Origin of the sequence: Actinocrispum wychmicini (assembly GCF_004345645.1) — a bacterium.
Classification (GTDB): Bacteria; Actinomycetota; Actinomycetes; order Mycobacteriales; family Pseudonocardiaceae; genus Kibdelosporangium; species Kibdelosporangium wychmicini.
The window spans coordinates 1,470,203-1,490,826 of record NZ_SLWS01000001.1; the positions used below are offsets into that span (position 1 = coordinate 1,470,203).

Genomic DNA, 20,624 nt, shown 5'->3' on the forward strand with positions numbered 1-20,624 from the left:
CTCCTCGAAAGTGGTGATTGTGCGAGCGGAACTTACCTGTCCGTTCGAGGAGCGTGGCTGAGGCATGGCGGTGGCAGCTGGTGGCCGCTCTCGGTGCCCGCGCGACCACCAGCTGTGCATGGGTTCAGCAGGACAAGTTGTTGCCCGCGGGCACACCGAGGACGCCGACGAACCTGGTGTAGTTGTTCACCCGGCTCTGCACCTGGGCAGGGTTCCGGCCGTTGCACTCCAGGCTGCCGTTGATGCTGCGGATCGTCTCACCGAAGCCGGCCCCGTTGACCATGGCGTTGTGCGGGGTCATGGTTCCCGGGCCGTTCTGGGTCATCCAGTACCAGAGGCCGGTCTTCCACGCCACGGAACTGTCCTGCTCGACCAGCCACGGGTTGTGCAGCAGGTCGATGCCCAGCGAGTCGCCCGCGGCCTTGTAGTTGAAGTTCCAGCTCAACTGGATCGGGCCGCGGCCGTAGTACGCGGCCTGCCCGGCCGGGCAGCCGTAGGGCTGGCTCGCGTCGCAGTAGTGCGGGTAGTTGGACGTGTTCTGTTCGACGATGTAGACGAGGTTGCCGGTCTCGTGGGCGACGTTGGCAAGGAACGCGGCGGCCTCCTGACGGCGGACGGTGTCGCTGCCGGTCTTGGCGAAGCCGGGGTAGGCGCTCATCGCCGTGGTCAGGCCGCTGTACGTGTAGAACGGATTTCGGCCGGGGAACATGGCGTTGAACTGGGCCTCCGTCACCACGAAGCCGCCCGTGGGCGGCGGTGTTCCGCCGCCGCAGGTGCCCTGGTCGGCCCAGACGTCGGCGCGGCCGGGGGTTTCGTTCTGGGTCCACCACTTCGCGGACCAGTTGTGACTGTTGTACGAGGCGACATTCCCGCCGACGTAGACCTGGCCGGAACTCCACGCGGCGGCACACGCTGGCGCGGCCGCTGATGTCGCGGGTGTCGTGATTCCCATCGTGGCCGCGCATACCGCGATGGCGGCCACCAGATGGCGTGTTCGCATGGCGTACTCCTCAAGTGCAGGGGCGAGAGGGTGTTCGGAGCGTACGCCAAATTGGTCTATACCAGTCAAGGTCGGAATCGGACAGGATGGCCCGCTATTGGTACGAGTGAGGAGCCAATAGTTTTTGCAGGACGCGTGTTTTGTATGGCCAATACGACGCAAGTCACAGCCGAAGTGACCGGCCCGCGGGGTCCGGCGAATCTACGATCGGTTGGTGACAGTCGAAACGGACGCGAAGGTCTATCTCCTTCGGCACGGCGAGACCGAATGGTCGCTCGCCGGCCAGCACACCGGCCTCACCGACGTTCCACTGACGGACAACGGTGAGCAGCAGGCCCGGCGGGCAGGACTGGTGATCAGCGCGTTGCGCGGCACCGCTGTACCGCCGTACCGCGTCTACACGAGCCCGCGGAAACGCGCGATCCGCACGGCCGAACTGGCCGGCCTTGAGGTCGACGACACCCTCGACGAACTCGCCGAGTGGAACTACGGCGACTACGAAGGCCTGACCACGGAACAAATTCGCGAAACCGCCCCCGGCTGGACGGTGTGGACGCAGCAGATCCCCGGCGGCGAGGACGTGAAAGAGGTCAGCGACCGGGCCGACACCATCCTCGACAAGGTGCGCAAGGTACTGCCGTGCGGCGACGTGGTCCTGGTCGGCCACGGCCACTTCACCCGGGCCCTGATCGCCCGCTGGCTCAACCTCCCGGTCGACCAAGGCGTCCACTTCGGACTCGACGCGGCCGGCACCACCGTGCTCGACCACGAACGCGGCGAGCCCCGAGTCGGCCGTCTCAACATCCCACCCCTCGACCTGTAAATCGGACCGCCCCGGCGTCCACCGGCGTGTGTGCCGGTGGACGCCTCGGATCTTGCCGATCTGGTCATCGCGTCCGGCAGTCGTGGGTCATCATCGATTGGGCTCCTGGTCCACCCGGAGCATGTCCCGAATCTGGTCTGCCTTCTCCTGCTCCAGTCCGGCGCACGCCATGGCCTCCCAATAGTGATCTTTGTCCTTCTCGGCGACGCTTCGGAACATGTCCGCCCGATCCTGGTAGAAGTCCCGCGTCTCCTGTGCCGTGGCATCACCCGGCGGCATCATCGGTCGCACAGAGTTGGCGTCGCCCAGGGTGGCCAGGGCCTCCCCGACGCGCGGTGACCGTTGTACAGCCATGCCGGGTTACACCTCCGGTTTGTCGCGACCCGTGATCGGTGGGGCGGGTGCATGTGTTCCAAGGGAACCGCCGATCAAGCGCAACACCCCGGACAAACTGTCCGGGTATCCCCTATCGAGGGGCTTGGCCTGTGGAAATGATGGCGTCGATGATCGCCGCCCAGGGCAGCTCACGGCCTGGAGCCGACCGCGGCCTGTGAAGCGGCCACACGTTCTCACCCATCACCAGGTGCACGCCAGCCCGCTGGAGAGCCGCGACATGGTCGGCCCAGGCTGGTTGATTCGCGTGCGCCGCGTTGACTCTGGGGAACACCACAACCGGGACTTCGCCCAGGCCGATGGTCTCGCATACTTGAGTGAGCGCTTGGTTGTCCGCAATGCCGAGGGCCATTTTGGCCACCGTGTTGGAGGTCGCGGGCACCACCGCGTAACAGTCGACTCTCGGGTGCGGACTGTCTTCCCACGGCATCCGAGGCTTGTGCCGCACCGGCAACCCGGTCAACTTCTCGATCTTCTCGACATCGCCGGTCGCGTCCAGCCAGGTCCACGCGGTCGGGGTCAGCGTTACCGCGACCTGCCAGCCGCGCTGCATCATGGGCTGGATCAGCTTCGGCGTGATCTCGTCCAATCCGCCGGCCGCACACCCGACCAGGCCCAGCACACGAGCGGGCATCAGCTTTCGCTCACCGCGCGGCATCGCTCCGCCAACGCCAGCAGGAGCGAGGACTTCTTGCCGCCCGTCACAGGCGCCCGCCGATACAATGTCCGCACGACCTCACGCGCAATTGCACTGTGCCGCAACAACTGTGGCGACTTCCGTTCCGCGGACAACAACACTTGCAGTGCGTCTTGGTCCTTCGCCAGCAGGCTAAACGCGCGTGCCAAGTCGATCAGATGCGTTACCTGCCGTTCGACCGGCAGCCCATCCGTGTCGACATCGCTCCCGTGGTCGACTACAAACCCGATATCGCCCAGGTCCAGCGACGCGGACAGTCGGTGCAGCCGGACATTGCCGGGTCCAAACCCGGTCTGCCAGTAGTTCGCATCGTGCCCCAACGCCGTCGCCGCATCCTCCGCCTTGTTGAGCAGGTCGTTGGTCGTCGCCCGCTCATGGTGCCGCGCCGCAGCCACCGCCGCTCTGAGGTGCAGCATGCCATAGAGGCTCAGCGCACTCGGGTCACCCGTGCGCATCCTCCGCGCTAGATACCGCGCCGCCGCATTCCCAAGTTCGAGTGCGTCCTCAAATCTCCCGGTCGCCAACAGCGCGTGCGTCCCAGATCGCGCGGCCGATGCCAACACCAGCGGATCATCAGCCATGTCAGCCGCATGCATGGCCCGCTCCGCCGCGATCCACGCCAGATCCGCCTCACCTATCTTGCTCAACGTCGTGGCCCCAAGGTGATGAATCCGCGCCGACACTGCCGCTGCCTGTCTTCGGTAGGCATCGTCAACATCGGCCGACTCCATCTGTTGAGCCACCTTGACCAACCTCGGCAACACGGCGACAACGCGCCCAATCTGACCACCCTGATAGTCCATCCACGCGGCTTCAGTCCAGTGCGCCACCGGCTTGGGATCCACATACTCCGGCGAAATCGATGGCCCGAACAACGTCTTCGACAACCGGTGCGGAGTCATCAGTGCGTCGCGAATCGCGGGCACGTCGTCGTTCTTCTGGTCATCCTCCAGGAGCACGGGCTCCCCAAGCAGATCCCCCAGCGACACCCGCAGCGCTCGCGCGACCTCCATCAGCACGTCCAAGCGGTTGATGTCCCGCTCGCCACGCTCGATCTTGCTCAACCAGTCCTCAGACCGCCCCACCAGACCAGCCAGCGTCGACTGCGCCAACCCACGACGGCGCCGGTAGAACGCGATACGTTCCCCGACCGTCAGCGGATCACCAGCCCCACGCATGCGCTGAGGTTAGCAGCGTGGAACGCTCGCTGACCGATTCGACTTGAAACTACAGCTGCAAGCAATGAGAAGAATGCTTTCTAAGACCCGACATACCTGATCCTGTGGTTGAGGTCGACGGGATACCGGTAGCCGAGTATTTGAAGAGCCGTTTTCGAAAGACTTTCAACAGACGCACGCTTGTGTGCGATCGCTGACATTTTCTTGAAGTCGACCTCTATTTTTCCGCCGTCATTACCGTCGCCAGTCGTGCGGACCTCGGCGCTGGGATCTGTAAAGCTGTCTTCCAGATTATTGGTGATCACTCGGTCGGCTGATTCCTCACGCAGCCGTAGTTCTTCACTTCTACATAGAGTGGCGGCCGATCGTCTCCCAGGAAGAAGCCGGTAAGGTCATATCGTTTGTGTTCGCCATCGAGTCGAATCAGAGTTGTTTGAGCCTGATCGTCGTACACGGTGAACGGAATGTTCACATATGTAGTACTTTCCAGCTACTGTTTGACCATGAGGGCACCTGCATGGCCCTTCACGTGCTCCGACTCGGCTACCGCATGCGGAGGGTAACCGTCATCGCCACGATCGGGTAGAGCGTTGTCGAATGGCACGGGTCCTGACCAATCTTTCGGCCTGGTCAGGACAAGTGGCGCTCAGCAACCGCCCTGGCTTTCGATGTCTCGGTTCGACACCAGACCTTCAAACGTAGTTCGGACGGTTCGCCATGTGGAACAGGTACGTAAGATGCCGAAACTCCCGCTTGGCTCTGCCCGGTCGGTCGCCCCGGTCAGGCCCAAGAGCTGTCGTGTGAGTTGGCCCGGTGCCAGCGACGCACATACACCAACAGGCAGAGACAGACTTCCAGTTAAGTCCGACTGGTGACTCACGAGGGTCTTTCGCTTCTGCTCGTTAACGTCGGTCCACCCGCATCGAGGAAGTCAGCGTCGGTCCGAGCTCCGCGATGGTGGCAAGCGTCGCCCGTCGTTTGACGCCGATTCATCTCGATCTCGATCGTCACCGAGGAAACCTCATGCGGAGGGCGGCAGCCTCGTCGCGGCCAACTCGTGCGGTGGCGAAGCTACGCACTCACACAAGTGTTCGGGCCGTTGGGGTTCAGGATCGGGCTGCATCCGGACCGTCAAAGATCGATCAGCGACGAGAAACGGCGCTTACCACCGAAACGAGTGTTCGTTGGCGAGCGCCGTTTTGAGGCGTGTGACCTCAGCCCTGCTTGGTCTCCCAGAAGATCTTGTCGATCTGGGCGATCAGGTCGAGCAGTTCCTGGCCCTTGGCCGGGTCCATGCTGCCCTTGGCGCCGGCCGCGCCGGCCGCCTTGGTGGCCTTGTTGAACAGGGTGTGCAGCTCGGGGTACTTGTCGAAGTGGGGCTGCTTGAAGTAGTCGGTCCAGAGGACCCAGAGGTGGTGCTTGACGAGTTCGGCGCGCTGCTCCTTGATCAGGATGGCTCGGGCGCGGAACTCGGGGTCCTCGTTGCCCTGGTACTTCTCCTGGATGGCCTTGACCGACTCGGCCTCGATCCTCGCCTGAGCGGGGTCGTACACGCCACACGGCAGGTCGCAGTGAGCGGTCGCCTCGAGCCGCGGGCGCACGAACGCCCTGATCCGCGACGGCAGTCGCATGTGGTGCCTCCCTGGCAGTCCACGCGCCGGGGTTTCACGCACCTCGACGCGCTCGGTAATACGGATGCTCCGACAATGAGGACCCTACTCTGGCGGCACAGGTCAGGCAGGTGGAGGTGATCGGTGGCTCACCCAATGGGCTGGTGGCCGATCCGGCGGGTGACTGTGCGTGGCCCGTCGATGGCGCCCACGCTGAAGGACGGCGACGTCGTGCTCGTGCGCAGGTCGAGCCGGGCGAAGGTGGGCGACATCGTCCTGGTGCGGTGGGCCGGGCGGCCGGGGCAGCTGTCGGTCAAACGGGTCAAGGAGCCCGGCTACTTCGTGGTCGGCGACAACCCGTACGCGTCGACCGACTCGCGGCAGCTCGGGCCGGCTGAGGTGGTCGGCGTGGTGATCACCCGGTTGATCTAGTAGCCCTCGCGGAGGGACTGGTAGTGGGCCATGCACTTTTCGTATGACGGAAGCAGGCCTGCGTCGGCGGCTTCGGCGAGGGTCGGCGCGTTCTGGTCCTTGTCCGACAGGACCGGTTCGATGTCCGCCGGCCAGGGCAGGTCCAGCGTCGGGTCCATCGGGGTGATGCCGTGCTCGCCGCTCGGGTTGTAGCCGGTGGAGCACAGGTAGATCATCGCGGTGTCGTCCTCCAGCGCGAAGAACCCGTGTCCGAGGCCTTCGGGGACGTACACCGCGGAGTACGTGTGCGCGTCCAGCTTCACGCACTCCCACTGGCCGAAGGTCGGCGAGCCGACCCGGATGTCCACGATCACGTCGAGCATGGCGCCGCGCGGGCAGTAGATGTACTTGGCCTGGCCGGGTGGGGTGTCCGCGAAGTGCACGCCGCGGATCGTGCCCCGGCGGGAGACGCTGTGGTTGGTCTGGCCGAGCCGCAGCGGGTGGCCGACCGCCTCGGCGAACGCGTCACCCTGGAACGGCGCGGCGAACATGCCGCGGCCGTCGGCGAAGGTCTGTGGCTGGAACTCGAACGCGCCCGCGATGGACAGCTCCCGTACCTGCATGCGCCGAAGTCTAGGTGACGGTTCCGCCGGCGCGACCGCCGCCACCTGGGCGGACTTGACCGATCGTGAGCCCGTCCGCCTGTGGGTTTGGCGTACATACCGGACGGACGTCTTGCGAAATTCCCTTCTGACGTGCGGAAATCACCGCAGGAATTGTGATCCCCGCCGCAGACACGGGAAATTCGACCTGCCACACTTACCGAACCGCAGCGTCCGCGGCCGGTCCGTCTCACCACTGGCGGCACGACCCGGCGGTCGACGCCGTTCGACGTTTCCGGCGCCACCGCGCCCGGACCGAATGGCGTTACCCAACAGCTGCAACGCGAGTAGAGGACGCCGTGACCGCAACCAACGACCGGATCGTTACTGACCTCGGCAAACCCGTGACCGACGAGGAAGTCTTCGCCGCGCACGAGGGTGGCAAGCTCGACATCGGGGTCCCCCGGCCGATCGAGGATCCGCGCACGCTGGCCATCGCCTACACCCCGGGGGTCGCGAAGGTGAGCAACGCCATCGCCCGGGATCCCAAGATGGCCGCCAAGTACACCTGGACCCACCGCCTCGTCGCCGTGGTCAGCGACGGAACGGCCGTGCTGGGCCTCGGCGACATCGGCGCGTCGGCGTCGTTGCCGGTGATGGAGGGCAAGTCCGCCCTGTTCAAGACTTTCGGCGGCCTCAACTCGATCCCCTTGGTGCTGAACACGACCGATGTGGACGAGATCGTCGAGACGCTGGTGCGGCTGCGGCCGTCGTTCGGGGCGGTGAACCTGGAGGACATCTCGGCGCCGCGCTGCTTCGAGTTGGAGGCCAAGCTGATCGAGGCGCTCGACTGCCCGGTCATGCACGACGACCAGCACGGGACCGCGGTGGTGGTGCTCGCGGCGTTGCAGGGCGCGACCAGGGTGCTCGGCCGGGAACTGGGGTCGGAGCGGGTGGTCATCGCGGGTGCCGGCTCGTCCGGGATCGCGTGCGCGAAGATCCTGATCGCGGCCGGCGTCGGCGAGGTGACCCTGCTGGACTCGCGCGGGATCATCCACTCCGGCCGGGACGGCCTGAACTGGATCAAGCAGGAGATGGCCGAGGTCACCAACGCCAGCGGCCTGCGCGGCGGGATCGCGGAGGCGTTGCGCGGCGCGGACGTCTTCCTGGGATTGTCGTCGTCGCAGGTGCCGGAGGAGCTGATCGCGACCATGGCGCCGAAGTCGGTGGTGTTCGCACTGTCCAATCCGGACCCGGAGATCCGCCCTGACATTGCGCGCCGGCACGCGTCGATCGTGGCCACCGGCCGCAGTGACTTCCCCAACCAGATCAACAACGTCTCGGCGTTCCCGGGCATCTTCCGCGGCGCGCTGGACGCCGGCGCGACCAGGATCACCGAGGGCATGAAGCTCGCCGCGGCCGAGGCGATCGCGGCGGTGGCCCTGGACGAACTGGACGCCGACCACATCATGCCGAGCGCCCTGGACCCCCGAGTGGCGCCCGAGGTCGCCCAAGCAGTGGCAGCGGCAGCCCTCCGAGACGGCGTTGCCTGACAAAGACAACAGAACAAGAAAGTTCAGGGCCTAGGCAACCAAGTGTTGCCTAGGCCCAACTTCGTCAAAGGGGTGTTTCGCTTGGTCGCGCCGATCACTTACGCCCCGCAACACGCCCGACTTCGCCCCAGCCAGGCTGGCAACCGGCCCCGAGCGAAGATGTCGGTCGCGTGGTGCGGGGTGGAAATGATCGGCTGAAGGCGACCAAGCCCGTCCGAGCGGAGCGAGGACCATCAAACACTGTAACCTGATCTGCGGCGGGAGGTTCGTGAGACGGTGCTCGGCCCGCCCCAGGTTCCAGGCGCGGGAAGGGTGGCACCGTGGCTGAACTGGTCGAGCCGGCGGGTGCGGCCCGTGGGTCCGCGTGGGCGGAGGCCGGCTGGGTCCGTTGTTCGGACGGCTTGGTAGTCCAGGCCAATCTGGGTGCCGCGCTGCTCGCCGGGGCGCATTCGCCGGAGCAGTTGGTGGGCCAGTCGTTGGCAGGGTTTCTCGTCGAGGACGACAACGGCCAGCATGTTCTGCGGCCGGACGGCACCGCGGTGGAGGTCACGGCGCTGCGGATCTGCAACGGCGACGGCCGGTCGACGGTCGTGTTCGCGCCCACGTCGATGGGGATGACCACGGTCGACGAACTGCTGGCGGCGCAACGGGTCGCGCGGTTGGGCAGTTTCGTCCACGATGTCGCACTCGGTCGGACGCACTACAGCCTGCCGTTGTACGAGCTGCTCGGCGTCGCGCTCGGGGCCGAGGACACGGAGGCGCAGCTGCTGTTCCGGACGCATCCGGAGGATCTGCCCGCGGTCGTGGAGTTCCGGGAACGCCTGATGGAGGCGACCGACGACGAGCCGCTCGAACTTGAGCTGCGGGAACGTGACGGCGACAAGACATATCTGGTTCGCTCGCAGCCTGTCTTCGACAGCAAAGGCGTGGTGTACCGGGTTCGCGGCGTCGTCCATGACATCACTGACCTGCGCGCGCCTGACCGGCAGCGCGGCCTGGACCGGCGGTTGTTCGAGGACGCGCAACGGGTGGCGTTGCTGGGCACGTGGGCGTGGAACACGAGCACAGGCGACTGTGTCTGGTCGACGATGCTGTACGAGCTGTTCGGCGTCGAACCCAAGACCGCGATGACGTACGACGGCTACCTGCGGTACGTCCACCAGGACGACCGCGAGTGGGTGGATCGGACCTGGCGGCAGCTGGCCGAGAACGGTGAGCCGGTGGTGTGCGAGTACCGCGTGGTCCGGCCGGACGGCGTGGTGCGGGTGTTCCGGTGCCGGGGTGCCTCGTTCGCCGGCCGCAAGGACGGCCCGGTGATGGTCGGCACCGCTCAGGACGTGACCGAGCAGCGGTCCACCGAGAGCCGGATGCAGCGGTCCAGCCAGCGGTTCACCGACCTGGTCGCGATCACCCCGGTCGGCATCGGACTGTTCGACGCCACCGAACGGATCGTCGACGCGAACGACGCGTTGTGCCGGCTGCTCGGAATGGACTTGGAGCGGCTGCGCGGAATGACCGTGGCGCAGCTGACCCATCCGGATCATTCGCCGGACGACCGGTTGGCCGCTGGTCAGCGGGTGTTGGTCACGGCCGCGGGCGAGCCCGTGTACTGCGAGCTGAGCGTGGTCTCGTCCGTCGCCGACGACGGCCAACGGTTCGGGCTGGTGGTGTTCCAGGACGTCACGGAACGCCGTCGCGCCGCGGAACTGCTGCGGCATCAGGCCACCCACGACGACCTCACGGGCCTGCCGGGCCGGGTCGCGGTGAACGAGCTGCTGGCCGAACTGCTCACCGGCGAGGACGCCGGCAAGGTCGCGTTGTTGTTCTGCGACTTGGACAACTTCAAGCGGGTCAACGATTCCATGGGCCACGACGCCGGTGACGAGCTGCTCGTCGCGCTCGCCCGGCGGCTTGAGGACGGTGTGCCCGAAGGCTGTGTGGTCGCGCGGATGTCGGGCGACGAGTACGTCGTGATCTGCCGTGACGTCACGACGGTCGGTGGTGTCGACGAGTTCGCGAGCGGTGTGGCGCACCTGTTCCGGACGGCGATTCCGGTGCGGGGTCAGCTGTTGCGGGTTTCGGCGTCGGTGGGCGCGGCGGTGCCGAGTGGTCCGGAGACGACCGGCGCGGACCTGTTGCGGTTCGCCGACGCCGCGATGTTCCAGGCGAAAAGGCGTGGGGCCGGCCGGGTGTCGCTGGCGAACGCGACGCTGATCGCGTCCGCGGGCAGCCAGCTGTACCTGGAGGGGCAGCTGCGGGAGGCGTTGCAGAACGACGGTTTGGTGCTGCACTACCAGCCGGTGGTGGGGGTGGACGGGTCGATCCTGTCCGCCGAGGCGTTGGTCCGCTGGCCGCATCCGGAGCGTGGGATGTTGGCGCCGGCGCAGTTCCTGGTGGTCGCCGAACAGGGCGACCTGTTGCGGGACTTGGACAAGTGGGTGCTGCGAACCGCGTTGCACGAGGCCAGGAGCTGGCCGGCGGTGGCCGGGCGGCAGGTGTCGGTGGCGGTGAACCTGGCCGGGTTGGTGCCGGGCGACCCGGAGTTCGTGGACGTGGTGGCCACCGCGATCGCGGGCGGTGGCATCGAGTGGGAACGGGTCGTGCTTGAGCTGGTCGAGATCGACTTCGTGGACCTGCCGTCGCGCAGTCGCACGGCCATGGCCGAGCTGGTGGCGCGGGGTGTGCGGTTCGCGGTGGACGACTTCGGCACCGGGTACTCGTCGCTGGCCCGGCTGAAGGACCTGCCGGCGCAGATCATCAAGGTGGACCGGCGGTTCGTCGCCGGGATCGGGACCGATCCGCTGGACTTCGCGGTGGCGCGCGCGGTGGTCGACCTGGCGCGGACGATGGGCCGCAGCTGTGTCGCGGAGGGTGTCGAGACCGACACGCAGTTCACGATGCTGCGTGACATGGGTGTGGACGCCTACCAGGGGTGGCTGCTGTCCCGAGCGGTGCCGCCGGCCGAGTTTCGTGCGCTGCTCAGCCCGGGAAAGCTGCGCGTACCGTCCTGACCTGCGGGTTTATCTGATCGACAGTGGACTGTGATCAGCCCGGATCGTGGAATGCCGTGCTGTTGTCGGTGCCGCGGGATAGGGTCGATCGGACTTAGGCCGGCCGGCGAGTGGCCGCCACGACGACAGGGGCCCCGGGTGATCGAGTTCCGGGACGTGACCAAGCGGTATCCAGACGGGACGATCGCCGTCGACAAGCTGAACCTGACCGTGGACGCGGGCGCGATCACGGTGTTCGTCGGGCCGTCCGGCTGCGGCAAGACCACCTCGCTGCGGATGGTCAACCGGATGATCGACCCGACCGGCGGCAGCATCCTGATCGACGGCAAGGACGTGCAGGAGTCCGATCCGGCGTTGCTGCGCCGTGGCATCGGGTACGTCATCCAGCAGGCCGGCCTGTTCCCGCACCGCACCGTGCTGGACAACGTGGCGACCGTGCCGCTGCTGTCCGGTTGGGACAGACGCAAGGCACGGGCCCGTGCGGCCGAGTTGCTGGCGACGGTCGGGTTGCCGGCGGAGATGGGCAGGCGGTACCCGGTGCAGCTGTCCGGCGGGCAGCAGCAGCGGGTCGGGGTGGCGCGGGCGCTCGCGGCCGACCCGCCGGTCCTGCTGATGGACGAGCCGTTCAGCGCGGTCGACCCGGTGGTCCGGGAGGATCTACAGAACGAGTTGCTGCGCCTGCAGGACGAGCTGGACAAGACGATCATCTTCGTCACCCACGACATCGACGAGGCCGTGCGGATCGGCGAGAAGGTCGCGGTGTTCCGCAAGGGTGGTGTGCTCGCGCAGTACGGCACGCCGGCGGACGTGCTGCGGTATCCGGCGGACGAGTTCGTGGCCTCGTTCGTCGGCCGGGACCGTGGCTACCGTGGGCTTTCGTTCCTGCAGGCCGACGGCATCGCGGTCGACCAGGTCGCCAAGGCCACGGTCGGCGAACCGTACGGTCCGGCGGCCGCCGACTGGGTGCTCGCTGTGGACAGTGCCGACCGCCCGCGCGGCTGGCTCCCACCGGAGTCCAGTGTGGACGGCGAGCTGTCGGCGGACTCGTTGGTGGCGGGCGGTTCCCTGTACACGGTCGGCACCCCGCTGCGGGGTGCGCTGGACGCGGCGCTGTCGTCGCCGACGAGCCTGGGAGTGGTCGTCGACACCGAGGGCAAGTACGTCGGCGTGATCACCGCGCGCCAGGTGCTGGACCTGATCGAGGGCCAGCCACCGGCCGTGAGGGCGCGATGAACTGGATCTTCGACCACGTCGGCGACATCGTCTACTGGACCGGCCAGCACCTGTGGCTGTCGCTGTTGCCGGTGGCGATCGGGCTGGTGATCTCGATCCCGCTGGGCTGGGTGGCCAACCGCTGGCGGGTGGCCAGGGCGATCCTGGTCCCGGTCGCGGGCATTCTCTACACGATCCCGTCGCTGGTGCTGCTGGTCATGTTGCCGGCGTTGCTGGGCACCCAGATCCTGAACCCGATCAACGTCGTCATCGCGCTCACCATCTACACGGTCGCGTTGCTGGTGCGGGTGGTCGCGGACTCGCTCGCGGCGGTGCCGCCACCGGTGATCGCGGCCGCGAACGCGATGGGCTACCGGCCGGTGCGCCGGTTCCTCGGGGTGGAGCTGCCGTTGGCGATCCCGGTGCTGGTCGCGGGCCTGCGCGTGGCGACTGTGTCGAACATCAGCCTGGTCAGCGTCGGCGGCCTGCTCGGGGTGAAGCAGCTGGGCTACGCGTTCCCGGACGGCTACGGCGTGGAACGGTACTCCGAGATCATCGCCGGGCTGGTGCTGATCATCCTGCTGGCGCTGCTGTTCGACCGGATCTGGCTGCTGGTCGGGCGGTTGCTGACGCCGTGGACCCGGGCGGGGGTGGCCAAGTGAACCCGTTCACCGGCGCCTTCGACTGGCTGGGCAACGCCGAGCACTGGTCCGGGTCGGAGGGCATCCCGACGAGAATCGTGGAACACCTGGGGTACACCGGGTTGGCCGTGCTGTTCGGCGCGATCATCGCGGTGCCCCTCGGCGCGCTGATCGGGCACACCGGCAAAGGCGGCGCCGTCGTCGGCGCGGCCAACGGGCTGCGGGCGATCCCAGAACTGGGCCTGTTGGTGCTGTTGGTGCTGCTCATGGGAATCGGCGTGCTGCCCGTGACGATCGCGCTCGTGGTGCTGGCCATTCCACCGCTGCTGGCGGGCACCTACTCCGGCATCCGCAACGTCGATCCGTCCGTTGTGGACGCGGCGCGCGGGATGGGGATGACGGGATGGCGCGTGCTGTGGAGCGTCGAACTGCCCAACGCCCTGCCGTTGATGCTGGCCGGCCTGCGGTCGGCGACGCTGCAGGTGATCGCCACCGCGACCATCGCGGCGTACGTGTCGCTCGGCGGGCTCGGCCGGTACGTGATCGACGGGCAGTACGCCCGGGACTTCCCGCAGATGCTGGGCGGCGCGATCGTGGTCGCGGCGCTTGCCCTCGTGGTGGAGGGGCTCCTGCTGCTCCTGCAATGGCTTGTGGTGTCGCGTGGGCTGCGTGGCAACCCGACCCGACGCCGGGACAGGCGGGGCTCGCCCGCCGCAATCGCAACAGAAACCGCATGAGGAGAGAACTACCAATGAAGCGCACACTCGCCGGGCTGGCGACCGCCGTCGCGGCGGCGCTCATGCTCACGGCATGCGGGGGCTCGTCCGACCCGCTCAGCAACCCGTCGACGGGAGGCTCGCCGGCCCCGACCGACACGATCAAGGTCGGCTCGGCCAACTTCGTCGAGAGCAAGCTGCTCGCCGAGATCTACGCCCAGGCGCTGGCCGCCAAGGGGGTCAAGGTCGAGAAGAACCTGGGGATCGGCAGCCGGGAGGTGTACTTCCCGGCGCTCAAGGACGGCTCGATCGACCTGGTCCCGGAGTACACCGGAACCGTGCTGCAGTACCTGGACAAGAAGGCCACGGCCACCAGCCCCGAGGACGTCTACGCGGCGCTGAAGAAGACGCTGCCGGCCGACCTGACGGCCTTGGACAAGGCCACCGCCGAGGACAAGGACGCGGTGGTGGTGACCAAGGAGACCGCGGCCAAGTACAACGCCAAGTCCATCGCGGACATCGCGTCGAAGGGCGGCGAGATCACGTTCGGCGGCCCGCCGGAGTTCAAGGACCGGCCGGACGGCATCCCCGGCATCAAGGAGCGCTACAGCCTGACGTTCAAGGACTACAAGTCGCTGGAGCCGGGCCCGATCACCACCAAGGCCCTGCTGGACGGCACCATCCAGGCCGCGGACATCTTCACCACGGACGCCTCGATCGCCCTGAACGGCTTCGTCGTGCTGGAGGACCCGAAGAACAACTTCGCGGCGCAGAACGTGGTGCCGGTGATCAACACCAAGAAGGCGTCGGACAACGTCAAGAAGGTCCTCAACGCCATCTCGGCGAAGCTGGACACCAAGACGCTGCTGGACCTCAACGGCAAGCTGTCCTCGCCGGACAAGCCGGACCCCGCCAAGGTGGCCGAGGACTGGCTGAAGACCGCCGGAATCTAGCCTCGACCTGGGAACCAAGCCGAACCCGGCCGCACTGGCCGGGTTCGGCTTTTTCGTGCTCGAAGATTTTCGAACCTGGGTCTCAACCCGGGCGGACACACGGGCGTCTTAGGGGCAAAGGGGTCGAAACACCGTCGCGATCCCTGCGCCGAGTGACGGGCCGGCGCATTGTCCTGCTGGGGTTGCACGAGAGGGCCAAAGTACGTGAGCACACCCGTTGTGAACCAGGCGTGGAAGGCGATGACCCGCGCCGAACGCGAGCAGTTCGACGAGGACGGCTTTCTACTCATTCCTGGTGCGTTGAGTGCGGACGAGGTCGACTATTACCAGGCCGCGGTCGATGGGGTTTACCAGAAGGCAAGCCAGTCCGGCGGACTGGCCGCGGATGGCTCGTTGCATCTGCTGAGCGCGGCGCCGAACTGTCCGGAACTCGCCACTCTGCTCGACCATCCGGCGGTGTTCGGATATGTGTGGTCCATGCTCGGCTGGAACACGCACGTCTACCATTCGCATATCGACGTGCATCCGAAACTCGCCGAACGCAAACCGTTCTGGTGGCAGTGGCATCAGGACGGCGGCCGGCAGAACCGGGAGATCGAGACCGATCCGCGGCCGCGGATGTCGGTCAAGCTGGCGTTCTGGCTGTCGGACGTGTCGCGGCCCGGCCGGGGCAATCTCACTGTCGTCCCGGGCAGTCACCGGACGAACTGGCTGGTCGGCCCGCCCAGCCGCGGCATCGAGTGGCCGCAGCCGGAGGGTGCCGTCCAGATCACCGTCAACCCTGGTGACGTGCTGTTCTTCGACCGCCGGCTGTGGCACGCCCGGTCGGACAACTACTCGGACGTCACGCGCAAGGTCGTGTTCGTCGGGTACACCTACCGGTGGATCGCGATCCGCGACGAGGTCGCCGACCTGTCCGAGCGGCCGTGGTGGAACTCGTTGACCCCGGTGCAGCGCCAGCTGCTCGGCACGGTCGGCGACGGCACGGGTGACCATTTTTGGGGACATTTCCCGGACACCACCCCGCTGTACGGTGAACTCGCCGCCCGTGGCCTGCTCGATCCCGAGCACCCTCCCCTGATTCCCTGACCGAATCATGTGCGGCCTCCTCACCTACATCAGCACGACCGGTATCGGGCGAACCATGACCGACGCCATTTCCGAGGCGTTGGCGAGTATTCACCACCGTGGCCCGGACGGAACAGGCATTATCAGTGACGACGATGTCGTGATGGGGTTCAAACGCCTCTCGATCATCGACGTCTCGCACAGCGACCAGCCGTTGAACTACGCCAATGGGCGGTATTCCATCACGTTCAATGGCGAGATCTACAACTATGTGGAACTGCGGGCGGAGCTCGTCGCACTGGGCGCCGAATTCGCCACGCGCGGCGATACCGAGGTGATCGTCGCCGGTTATCACCATTGGGGCGAGGCGGTCGTCCGCCGGTTGCGCGGAATGTTCGCCTTCGTCATTTGGGACCGCCGGGAACGGGTCGCGTTCGGCGCCCGCGACCCGTTCGGGATCAAGCCGCTGTTCCACCATGTGGCCGAGCACGGCGTCTACTTCGCCAGCGAGAAGAAGGCGCTGCTGCCGTTCGCGCGGTGGGGCGAGGGCGCGTTGGATCTGGCGTCCCTGTCGCACTACCTGACCCTGCAGTACGTGCCCGAGCCCGGGACCCTGCACCGGGACATCGGCCGGATCGGCTCCGGCGAGTGCTTCAGCTACCGGCCCGGCGACGCCGGCCTCGCCATCCGCCGCTACTGGCGGGCGGAGTTCCGGCCGACCCCGCAGGACCATCCGGCGGAGCTGTACCGGCGGATCCGCGAGGCGCTGCGGGAGAGTGTCCGGATCCACATGCGCTCGGACGTCCCGGTCGGCGCGTTCCTGTCCAGCGGTATCGACTCGACCGCGGTCGTGGCGCTTGCGCGGGAGGTCAACCCGCGGATCCTGACGTTCACCGCGGCCCTGGAGGTGGACGGCTACTCGGAACTGCCGGTGGCCCAGGAGTCCGCGCGTCAGCTCGGGGTGACCATGCACCCGGTGTCGGTCACCGCGCGGATGATGATGGACGCGTTGCCGCGGATCGTCTGGCACCTGGACGAACCCGTCGCCGACCCGGCTCTCGTGCCGTTGTTCTACGTGGCCCGCAAGGCGAGTCAGCACGTGACCGTCGCCCTGTCCGGCGAGGGCTCGGACGAGTTCTTCGCCGGGTACCGCGTCTACCGGGAGCCGTTGTCGTTGCGTTCGGTGAGCGGGCTGCCGACGTCGATGCGCCGAGGTCTGCGGGCCGTTTCGAAGGCGATTCCCCAAGGGGTCAAAGGGAAATCGTTCCTCGAACGCGGGACGACGCCGATCGAGGAGCGGTACTACGGCAACGCGCGGATGTACACCGAGCAGGAGAAGTCCGTCCTCATGCGACAGTACGACGGCACTGTGCGGTACACCGACGTGACCTCGCCGCTGTACGCCGAGGCCGTCGGGCTGGACGACGTCGAGAAGATGCAGTACATCGACGTCTACACGTGGCTGCGCGGGGACATCCTGGTGAAGGCCGACCGGATGTCGATGGCGAACTCGCTGGAGGTGCGGGTCCCGTTCCTGGACTACGCCGTGTTCGACGTGGCGTCCAGGATCCCGACCGACCTGAAGCTGCCGCCGCGTTCGGCCGACACGAAGTACGCGCTGCGCCGGGCGCTGGAGGGCGTGGTCCCGCCGGACATCGTCAACCGCGTCAAGCTCGGCTTCCCCACGCCGATCCGGGTGTGGCTGCGCGGCGAGATGCACGACTGGGCCGCGCACATCCTGGGTACGTCCAAGACCGGCCACCTGATCGACCTCGGGTACGTCCGCAAGCTGCTGCACGAGCACCGGCTGGGACAGGCCGACCACAGCCGGAAGATCTGGACCGTGCTGGTGTTCTGCCTGTGGTACGCGATCTTCGTGGAGGGCAGTCTCGACCCGCGCCCGGAGCCGGCCACATCCGCCCTGCTCACCAAGCCTGTCGTCGGGTCGATGGTGACCTGAGGCTGCATGATGTGGGCATGGTGCGGAGTTGGCGACGCCCGATGGTCGGCCGGGACCGGGACGAGACGCATCGCGCGTCCACCCCCTTGGAGCTGCTGTTCGACCTGTGTTTCGTGGTGGCGGTCGCCTCGGCGGCGGCCGAACTGCACCATGCCCTGGCCGCCAGCCACCTTGGCGCGGGCCTGTTCGGGTTCGCCACGTCCTTCTTCGCGATCTGGTGGGCGTGGGTGAACTTCACGTGGTTCGCGTCCGCCTACGACACCGACGACGTGCCGTACCGGCTGCTCACCCTGTTGCAGATCGCGGGGGTGCTGGTGATGGCGGCCGGCATCCCGGAGGCGTTCGAGCACCGCGACTTCACCGTTCCCACGATCGGGTACGTGATCATGCGCGTGGCCATGGTGATCCAGTGGCTGCGCGCGGCGCGCGAGCACACGGCCGGGCGTCCGGCGGCGCTGCGGTACGCGCTGGGGATCAGTGTCGTGCAGCTGTGCTGGGTGGTCCGGCTGTTCCTGCCGGGCGTGTGGGGGTGGATCGGGTTCGGCTTGTTCGCGGTGCTGGAACTGCTGGTGCCGGTGTGGGCGGAGTATCGCGGCAACCGGACGTCGTGGCATCCGAACCACATCGCCGAGCGGTACGGGCTGTTCACGTTGATCGTGCTCGGCGAGTGTGTGCTGTCGGCGACGACCGCGATCCAGACCGCGATCAGCGAGTCCGGGCTGTCCGCGGCCCTGCTGGTGATCGCCGGCAGTGGGCTGGTGTTGCTGTTCGGGTTGTGGTGGGCGTACTTCAAACGGGACGCGGCGCCCCGGCTGCGTAACTCGCTGAAGTCCACAATGGTCTGGGCGTACAGCCACTACGCCGTGTTCGGCTCGGTGGCGGCGGTCGGTGCCGGCCTCGGCGTCGTCGTCGACACCGAGGCCGGCAAGACCGAGCTGCCGACGTACGGCGCGGCGCTGGCGGTCGCCGTGCCGGTGGTGGTCTACATGGTCGTCGTCGGTTTGCAGCACAAGATCATGAACAGGGACGAGCCGGTCGCGCTGCGGTACATCGTGCTGGGCGCGGTGCTGATCCTGGCGGCCGTGCTGCTGCCGTTGCCGGCGGCTGTGGCTGCGATGGCCGTGGTCAGCTCGCTTCTGGTGGTGTACGGAGTGGTCGTCACCAGTCGTTTTACACTGTAAAAGAGGCGGCGTTGTCGATCGCCCATTCGCGGACCGACTTCGCCGGCCGGCCGGTGACGTCCGCCACTGTGGACGTGATCGGCTCTGGTTCGGCAACCATGCCGGCCCATCCGTCGAACGCGGCGGTCAACAGCGTGGGCGGCCATCCCGCGTCGCGCATCCGCTGTTTGCCCTGCTCGGGGGTGAGTTCCTCGAACCGCAACGCACGGCCGATGACGTCACCGATGGTCTGGACGGCGTCGAGTTGGGTCACCAGTTCCGGGCCGCTCAGCGAGTACGACCTGCCCACGTGACCGTCCTCGGTCAACGCGCGGACGCCGACCGCGGCCATGTCGTACTCGTGGATGTACGGCCGCGCCAGCTTGGCGAACGGCGCGCGCACCACGCCGCTCGTCTTGATCTCGGCGGCGAACTCCAGCAGGTTGCCGGCGAACCCGGTCGGCCGCAGGAACGTCCACTGTAGACCGGCAGCCCGGATCAGCGCCTCGGCGTCGTCCGCCCACTTGGCGCCGCCCTCGGACGACAGGTACACCACACGCCTCGGCAGTACCTCCAGAACTGCCGGCAGCGTGTCGACGGTGAAGAACGGCCACACCAGGAACACCTTGTCCGCGCCCGTCGCCGCGGCCCGCACACTGTCCACATCGGTCAGGTCGCCGGCCACCACGTCCACCCCGTCCGGCAGCCTGGCCGTTGCCGGCGTGCGGACCAGCGCGCGGACCTCGGCCCCCTGGGCGACGAGCTGCGCCACTGCCTGCCTGCCGACTTTGCCTGTCGCACCTGTCACGAGGATCGTCATGACCCCACCCTGCAACCTCAACCTAGGTGGAGGTCAATTCCCGCCGACGCGGGTGGTCATCTCGGCGGCGAACCTCAGCACCTCGGCGGCCAGGTCGGGCCATGTCTCGCCGCACTCGGGGTCGCACGAGTGCCGGAACGTGGCGCTGATCGCGGCGATGGGGCGGTGGCCGTGGTCGAACACCGGCGCGGCCACCGACGCGAACCCCTCGGTCACGTACCCGTCCTCGACTGCCCACCCGCGACGCCGTTCCGCGGACAGCACGCGACGCAGGGCGGGCAGGTCCCGTGGGCCGCGGCCGGTCCGGTTCACGAAACTGTCCTTGCCCGGGAACAACGCCCTGATCTGCGCCGCTGGCAGGTGCGCGAGTATCGCCCTGCCGGACGCGGGCAACTGCGCGGGCAGCCGTACACCCACGCTCGTTACCAGTGACTGCGGGTGCGTGGGCTGTTCGCGTACGACGTACAGCGTTTCCGCGCCGTGCAGCACGCCCAGGTGAGCGGTGTGCCCGACGCGGTCGGCGAACCGGCGTAGCAACGGCCGTGCGAGGCGCTCCAGCGGGTCGTGCCGCAGGTACGCCGATCCGACCTCGAAAGCCGACACACCGAGCCCGTAGCGCCGCTCCTCGGGCAGGTGCGTGACGAAACCGGCCTCGGCCAACTCGGCCAACAGGTGGTACGTGGTCGACCGTGGCAGCCCCAGCTCACGGGCCACGGTAACGGCCGACACCGGCCCCGGCCGTGCCGCGATCATCCGAAGCACGGCAAGTCCGCGCCGCAGCGCCGGCACATCGCTGCTGCTCACCACGGACCCACG

19 protein-coding genes are annotated in these 20,624 nt (G+C 67.4%); 11 read left to right on the top strand and 8 right to left on the bottom strand.

Annotation, left to right across the window (positions count from 1 at the left end; translation table 11 throughout):
* Positions 1–124 precede the first annotated feature (124 nt).
* Positions 125–1,000 carry a glycoside hydrolase family 19 protein gene (locus EV192_RS07470; protein WP_132112323.1) on the bottom strand — a complete coding sequence of 292 codons (876 nt, stop codon included), beginning with the start codon at positions 998–1,000 and terminating at the stop codon, positions 125–127.
* Between the two features lie 214 nt (positions 1,001–1,214).
* Between EV192_RS07470 and EV192_RS07475 the strand changes: the two genes are divergently transcribed.
* Complete coding sequence (locus EV192_RS07475; RefSeq protein ID WP_132112326.1) at positions 1,215–1,823, top strand: histidine phosphatase family protein; 609 nt, start codon at positions 1,215–1,217, stop codon at positions 1,821–1,823.
* 90 nt (positions 1,824–1,913) lie between these two features.
* Here EV192_RS07475 and EV192_RS07480 read toward each other — a convergent pair whose 3' ends face one another.
* The 4 genes from EV192_RS07480 to sodN form a co-directional block, all read right to left on the bottom strand.
* Positions 1,914–2,177 carry an AMED_5909 family protein gene (locus tag EV192_RS07480; protein WP_132112328.1) on the bottom strand — a complete coding sequence of 88 codons (264 nt, stop codon included), beginning with the start codon at positions 2,175–2,177 and terminating at the stop codon, positions 1,914–1,916.
* 112 nt (positions 2,178–2,289) lie between these two features.
* Positions 2,290–2,850: a flavoprotein gene (locus tag EV192_RS07485; RefSeq protein ID WP_132112330.1), complete on the bottom strand. Its 561-nt coding sequence runs from the start codon at positions 2,848–2,850 to the stop codon at positions 2,290–2,292.
* Positions 2,850–4,091 carry a helix-turn-helix domain-containing protein gene (locus tag EV192_RS07490; protein ID WP_132112332.1) on the bottom strand — a complete coding sequence of 414 codons (1,242 nt, stop codon included), beginning with the start codon at positions 4,089–4,091 and terminating at the stop codon, positions 2,850–2,852. Before EV192_RS07490 ends, EV192_RS07485 begins: the two co-directional genes overlap by 1 nt.
* A 1,214-nt stretch (positions 4,092–5,305) precedes the next feature.
* Positions 5,306–5,722 (bottom strand): superoxide dismutase, Ni, encoded by a 417-nt coding sequence (gene sodN, locus EV192_RS07495; RefSeq protein ID WP_132112334.1) that lies wholly within the window; start codon positions 5,720–5,722, stop codon positions 5,306–5,308.
* Positions 5,723–5,845: 123 nt separating this feature from the next.
* On the opposite strand from sodN, the gene EV192_RS07500 reads away from it, so the two are divergent.
* Positions 5,846–6,133, top strand: coding sequence for a S26 family signal peptidase (locus EV192_RS07500; protein WP_243726677.1), 288 nt, complete (start codon positions 5,846–5,848; stop codon positions 6,131–6,133).
* Here the strand turns inward: EV192_RS07500 and EV192_RS07505 are convergent.
* Positions 6,130–6,735, bottom strand: a complete 606-nt coding sequence (locus EV192_RS07505; RefSeq protein WP_132112336.1) for a dTDP-4-dehydrorhamnose 3,5-epimerase family protein — start codon at positions 6,733–6,735, stop codon at positions 6,130–6,132. The two genes, EV192_RS07500 and EV192_RS07505, sit on opposite strands and share 4 nt — an antisense overlap.
* Before the next feature lie 338 nt (positions 6,736–7,073).
* Here EV192_RS07505 and EV192_RS07510 point away from each other — a divergent pair, with 338 nt between their 5' ends.
* From EV192_RS07510 to EV192_RS07550, 9 genes are all read left to right on the top strand, one after another.
* Positions 7,074–8,267, top strand: a complete 1,194-nt coding sequence (locus EV192_RS07510) for an NAD(P)-dependent malic enzyme (protein WP_132112338.1) — start codon at positions 7,074–7,076, stop codon at positions 8,265–8,267.
* 320 nt (positions 8,268–8,587) lie between these two features.
* A complete protein-coding gene (locus EV192_RS07515) occupies positions 8,588–11,278 on the top strand; it encodes a putative bifunctional diguanylate cyclase/phosphodiesterase (protein WP_132112340.1) in 2,691 nt (896 codons plus the stop codon).
* A 138-nt stretch (positions 11,279–11,416) separates the two neighbouring features.
* The gene (locus EV192_RS07520; protein ID WP_207925902.1) at positions 11,417–12,511 is read left to right on the top strand and encodes an ABC transporter ATP-binding protein; all 1,095 of its coding nucleotides are present in this window, start codon (positions 11,417–11,419) and stop codon (positions 12,509–12,511) included.
* On the top strand, positions 12,508–13,152 hold the full coding sequence (locus tag EV192_RS07525) for an ABC transporter permease (RefSeq protein WP_132112344.1): 645 nt from the start codon (positions 12,508–12,510) through the stop codon (positions 13,150–13,152). The genes EV192_RS07520 and EV192_RS07525 overlap by 4 nt, the downstream gene beginning before the upstream one ends.
* A complete protein-coding gene (locus tag EV192_RS07530; protein WP_132112346.1) occupies positions 13,149–13,868 on the top strand; it encodes an ABC transporter permease in 720 nt (239 codons plus the stop codon). The genes EV192_RS07525 and EV192_RS07530 overlap by 4 nt, the downstream gene beginning before the upstream one ends.
* A 14-nt stretch (positions 13,869–13,882) precedes the next feature.
* Positions 13,883–14,800, top strand: coding sequence for an ABC transporter substrate-binding protein (locus tag EV192_RS07535; RefSeq protein ID WP_132112348.1), 918 nt, complete (start codon positions 13,883–13,885; stop codon positions 14,798–14,800).
* A 204-nt stretch (positions 14,801–15,004) separates the two neighbouring features.
* Positions 15,005–15,889 (top strand): phytanoyl-CoA dioxygenase family protein, encoded by an 885-nt coding sequence (locus EV192_RS07540; RefSeq protein WP_207925904.1) that lies wholly within the window; start codon positions 15,005–15,007, stop codon positions 15,887–15,889.
* A gap of 7 nt (positions 15,890–15,896) precedes the next feature.
* Positions 15,897–17,828, top strand: coding sequence for an asparagine synthase (glutamine-hydrolyzing) (gene asnB, locus EV192_RS07545; RefSeq protein WP_132112350.1), 1,932 nt, complete (start codon positions 15,897–15,899; stop codon positions 17,826–17,828).
* Between the two features lie 17 nt (positions 17,829–17,845).
* Positions 17,846–19,009, top strand: coding sequence for a low temperature requirement protein A (locus EV192_RS07550; RefSeq protein ID WP_207925905.1), 1,164 nt, complete (start codon positions 17,846–17,848; stop codon positions 19,007–19,009).
* Here the strand turns inward: EV192_RS07550 and EV192_RS07555 are convergent.
* Together EV192_RS07555 and EV192_RS07560 are read right to left on the bottom strand one after the other, a co-directional pair.
* Positions 18,999–19,808, bottom strand: a complete 810-nt coding sequence (locus EV192_RS07555; protein ID WP_132112352.1) for an SDR family oxidoreductase — start codon at positions 19,806–19,808, stop codon at positions 18,999–19,001. The two genes, EV192_RS07550 and EV192_RS07555, sit on opposite strands and share 11 nt — an antisense overlap.
* Before the next feature lie 33 nt (positions 19,809–19,841).
* Complete coding sequence (locus EV192_RS07560; protein ID WP_132112354.1) at positions 19,842–20,615, bottom strand: IclR family transcriptional regulator; 774 nt, start codon at positions 20,613–20,615, stop codon at positions 19,842–19,844.
* Between the last annotated feature and the right edge of the window lie 9 nt (positions 20,616–20,624).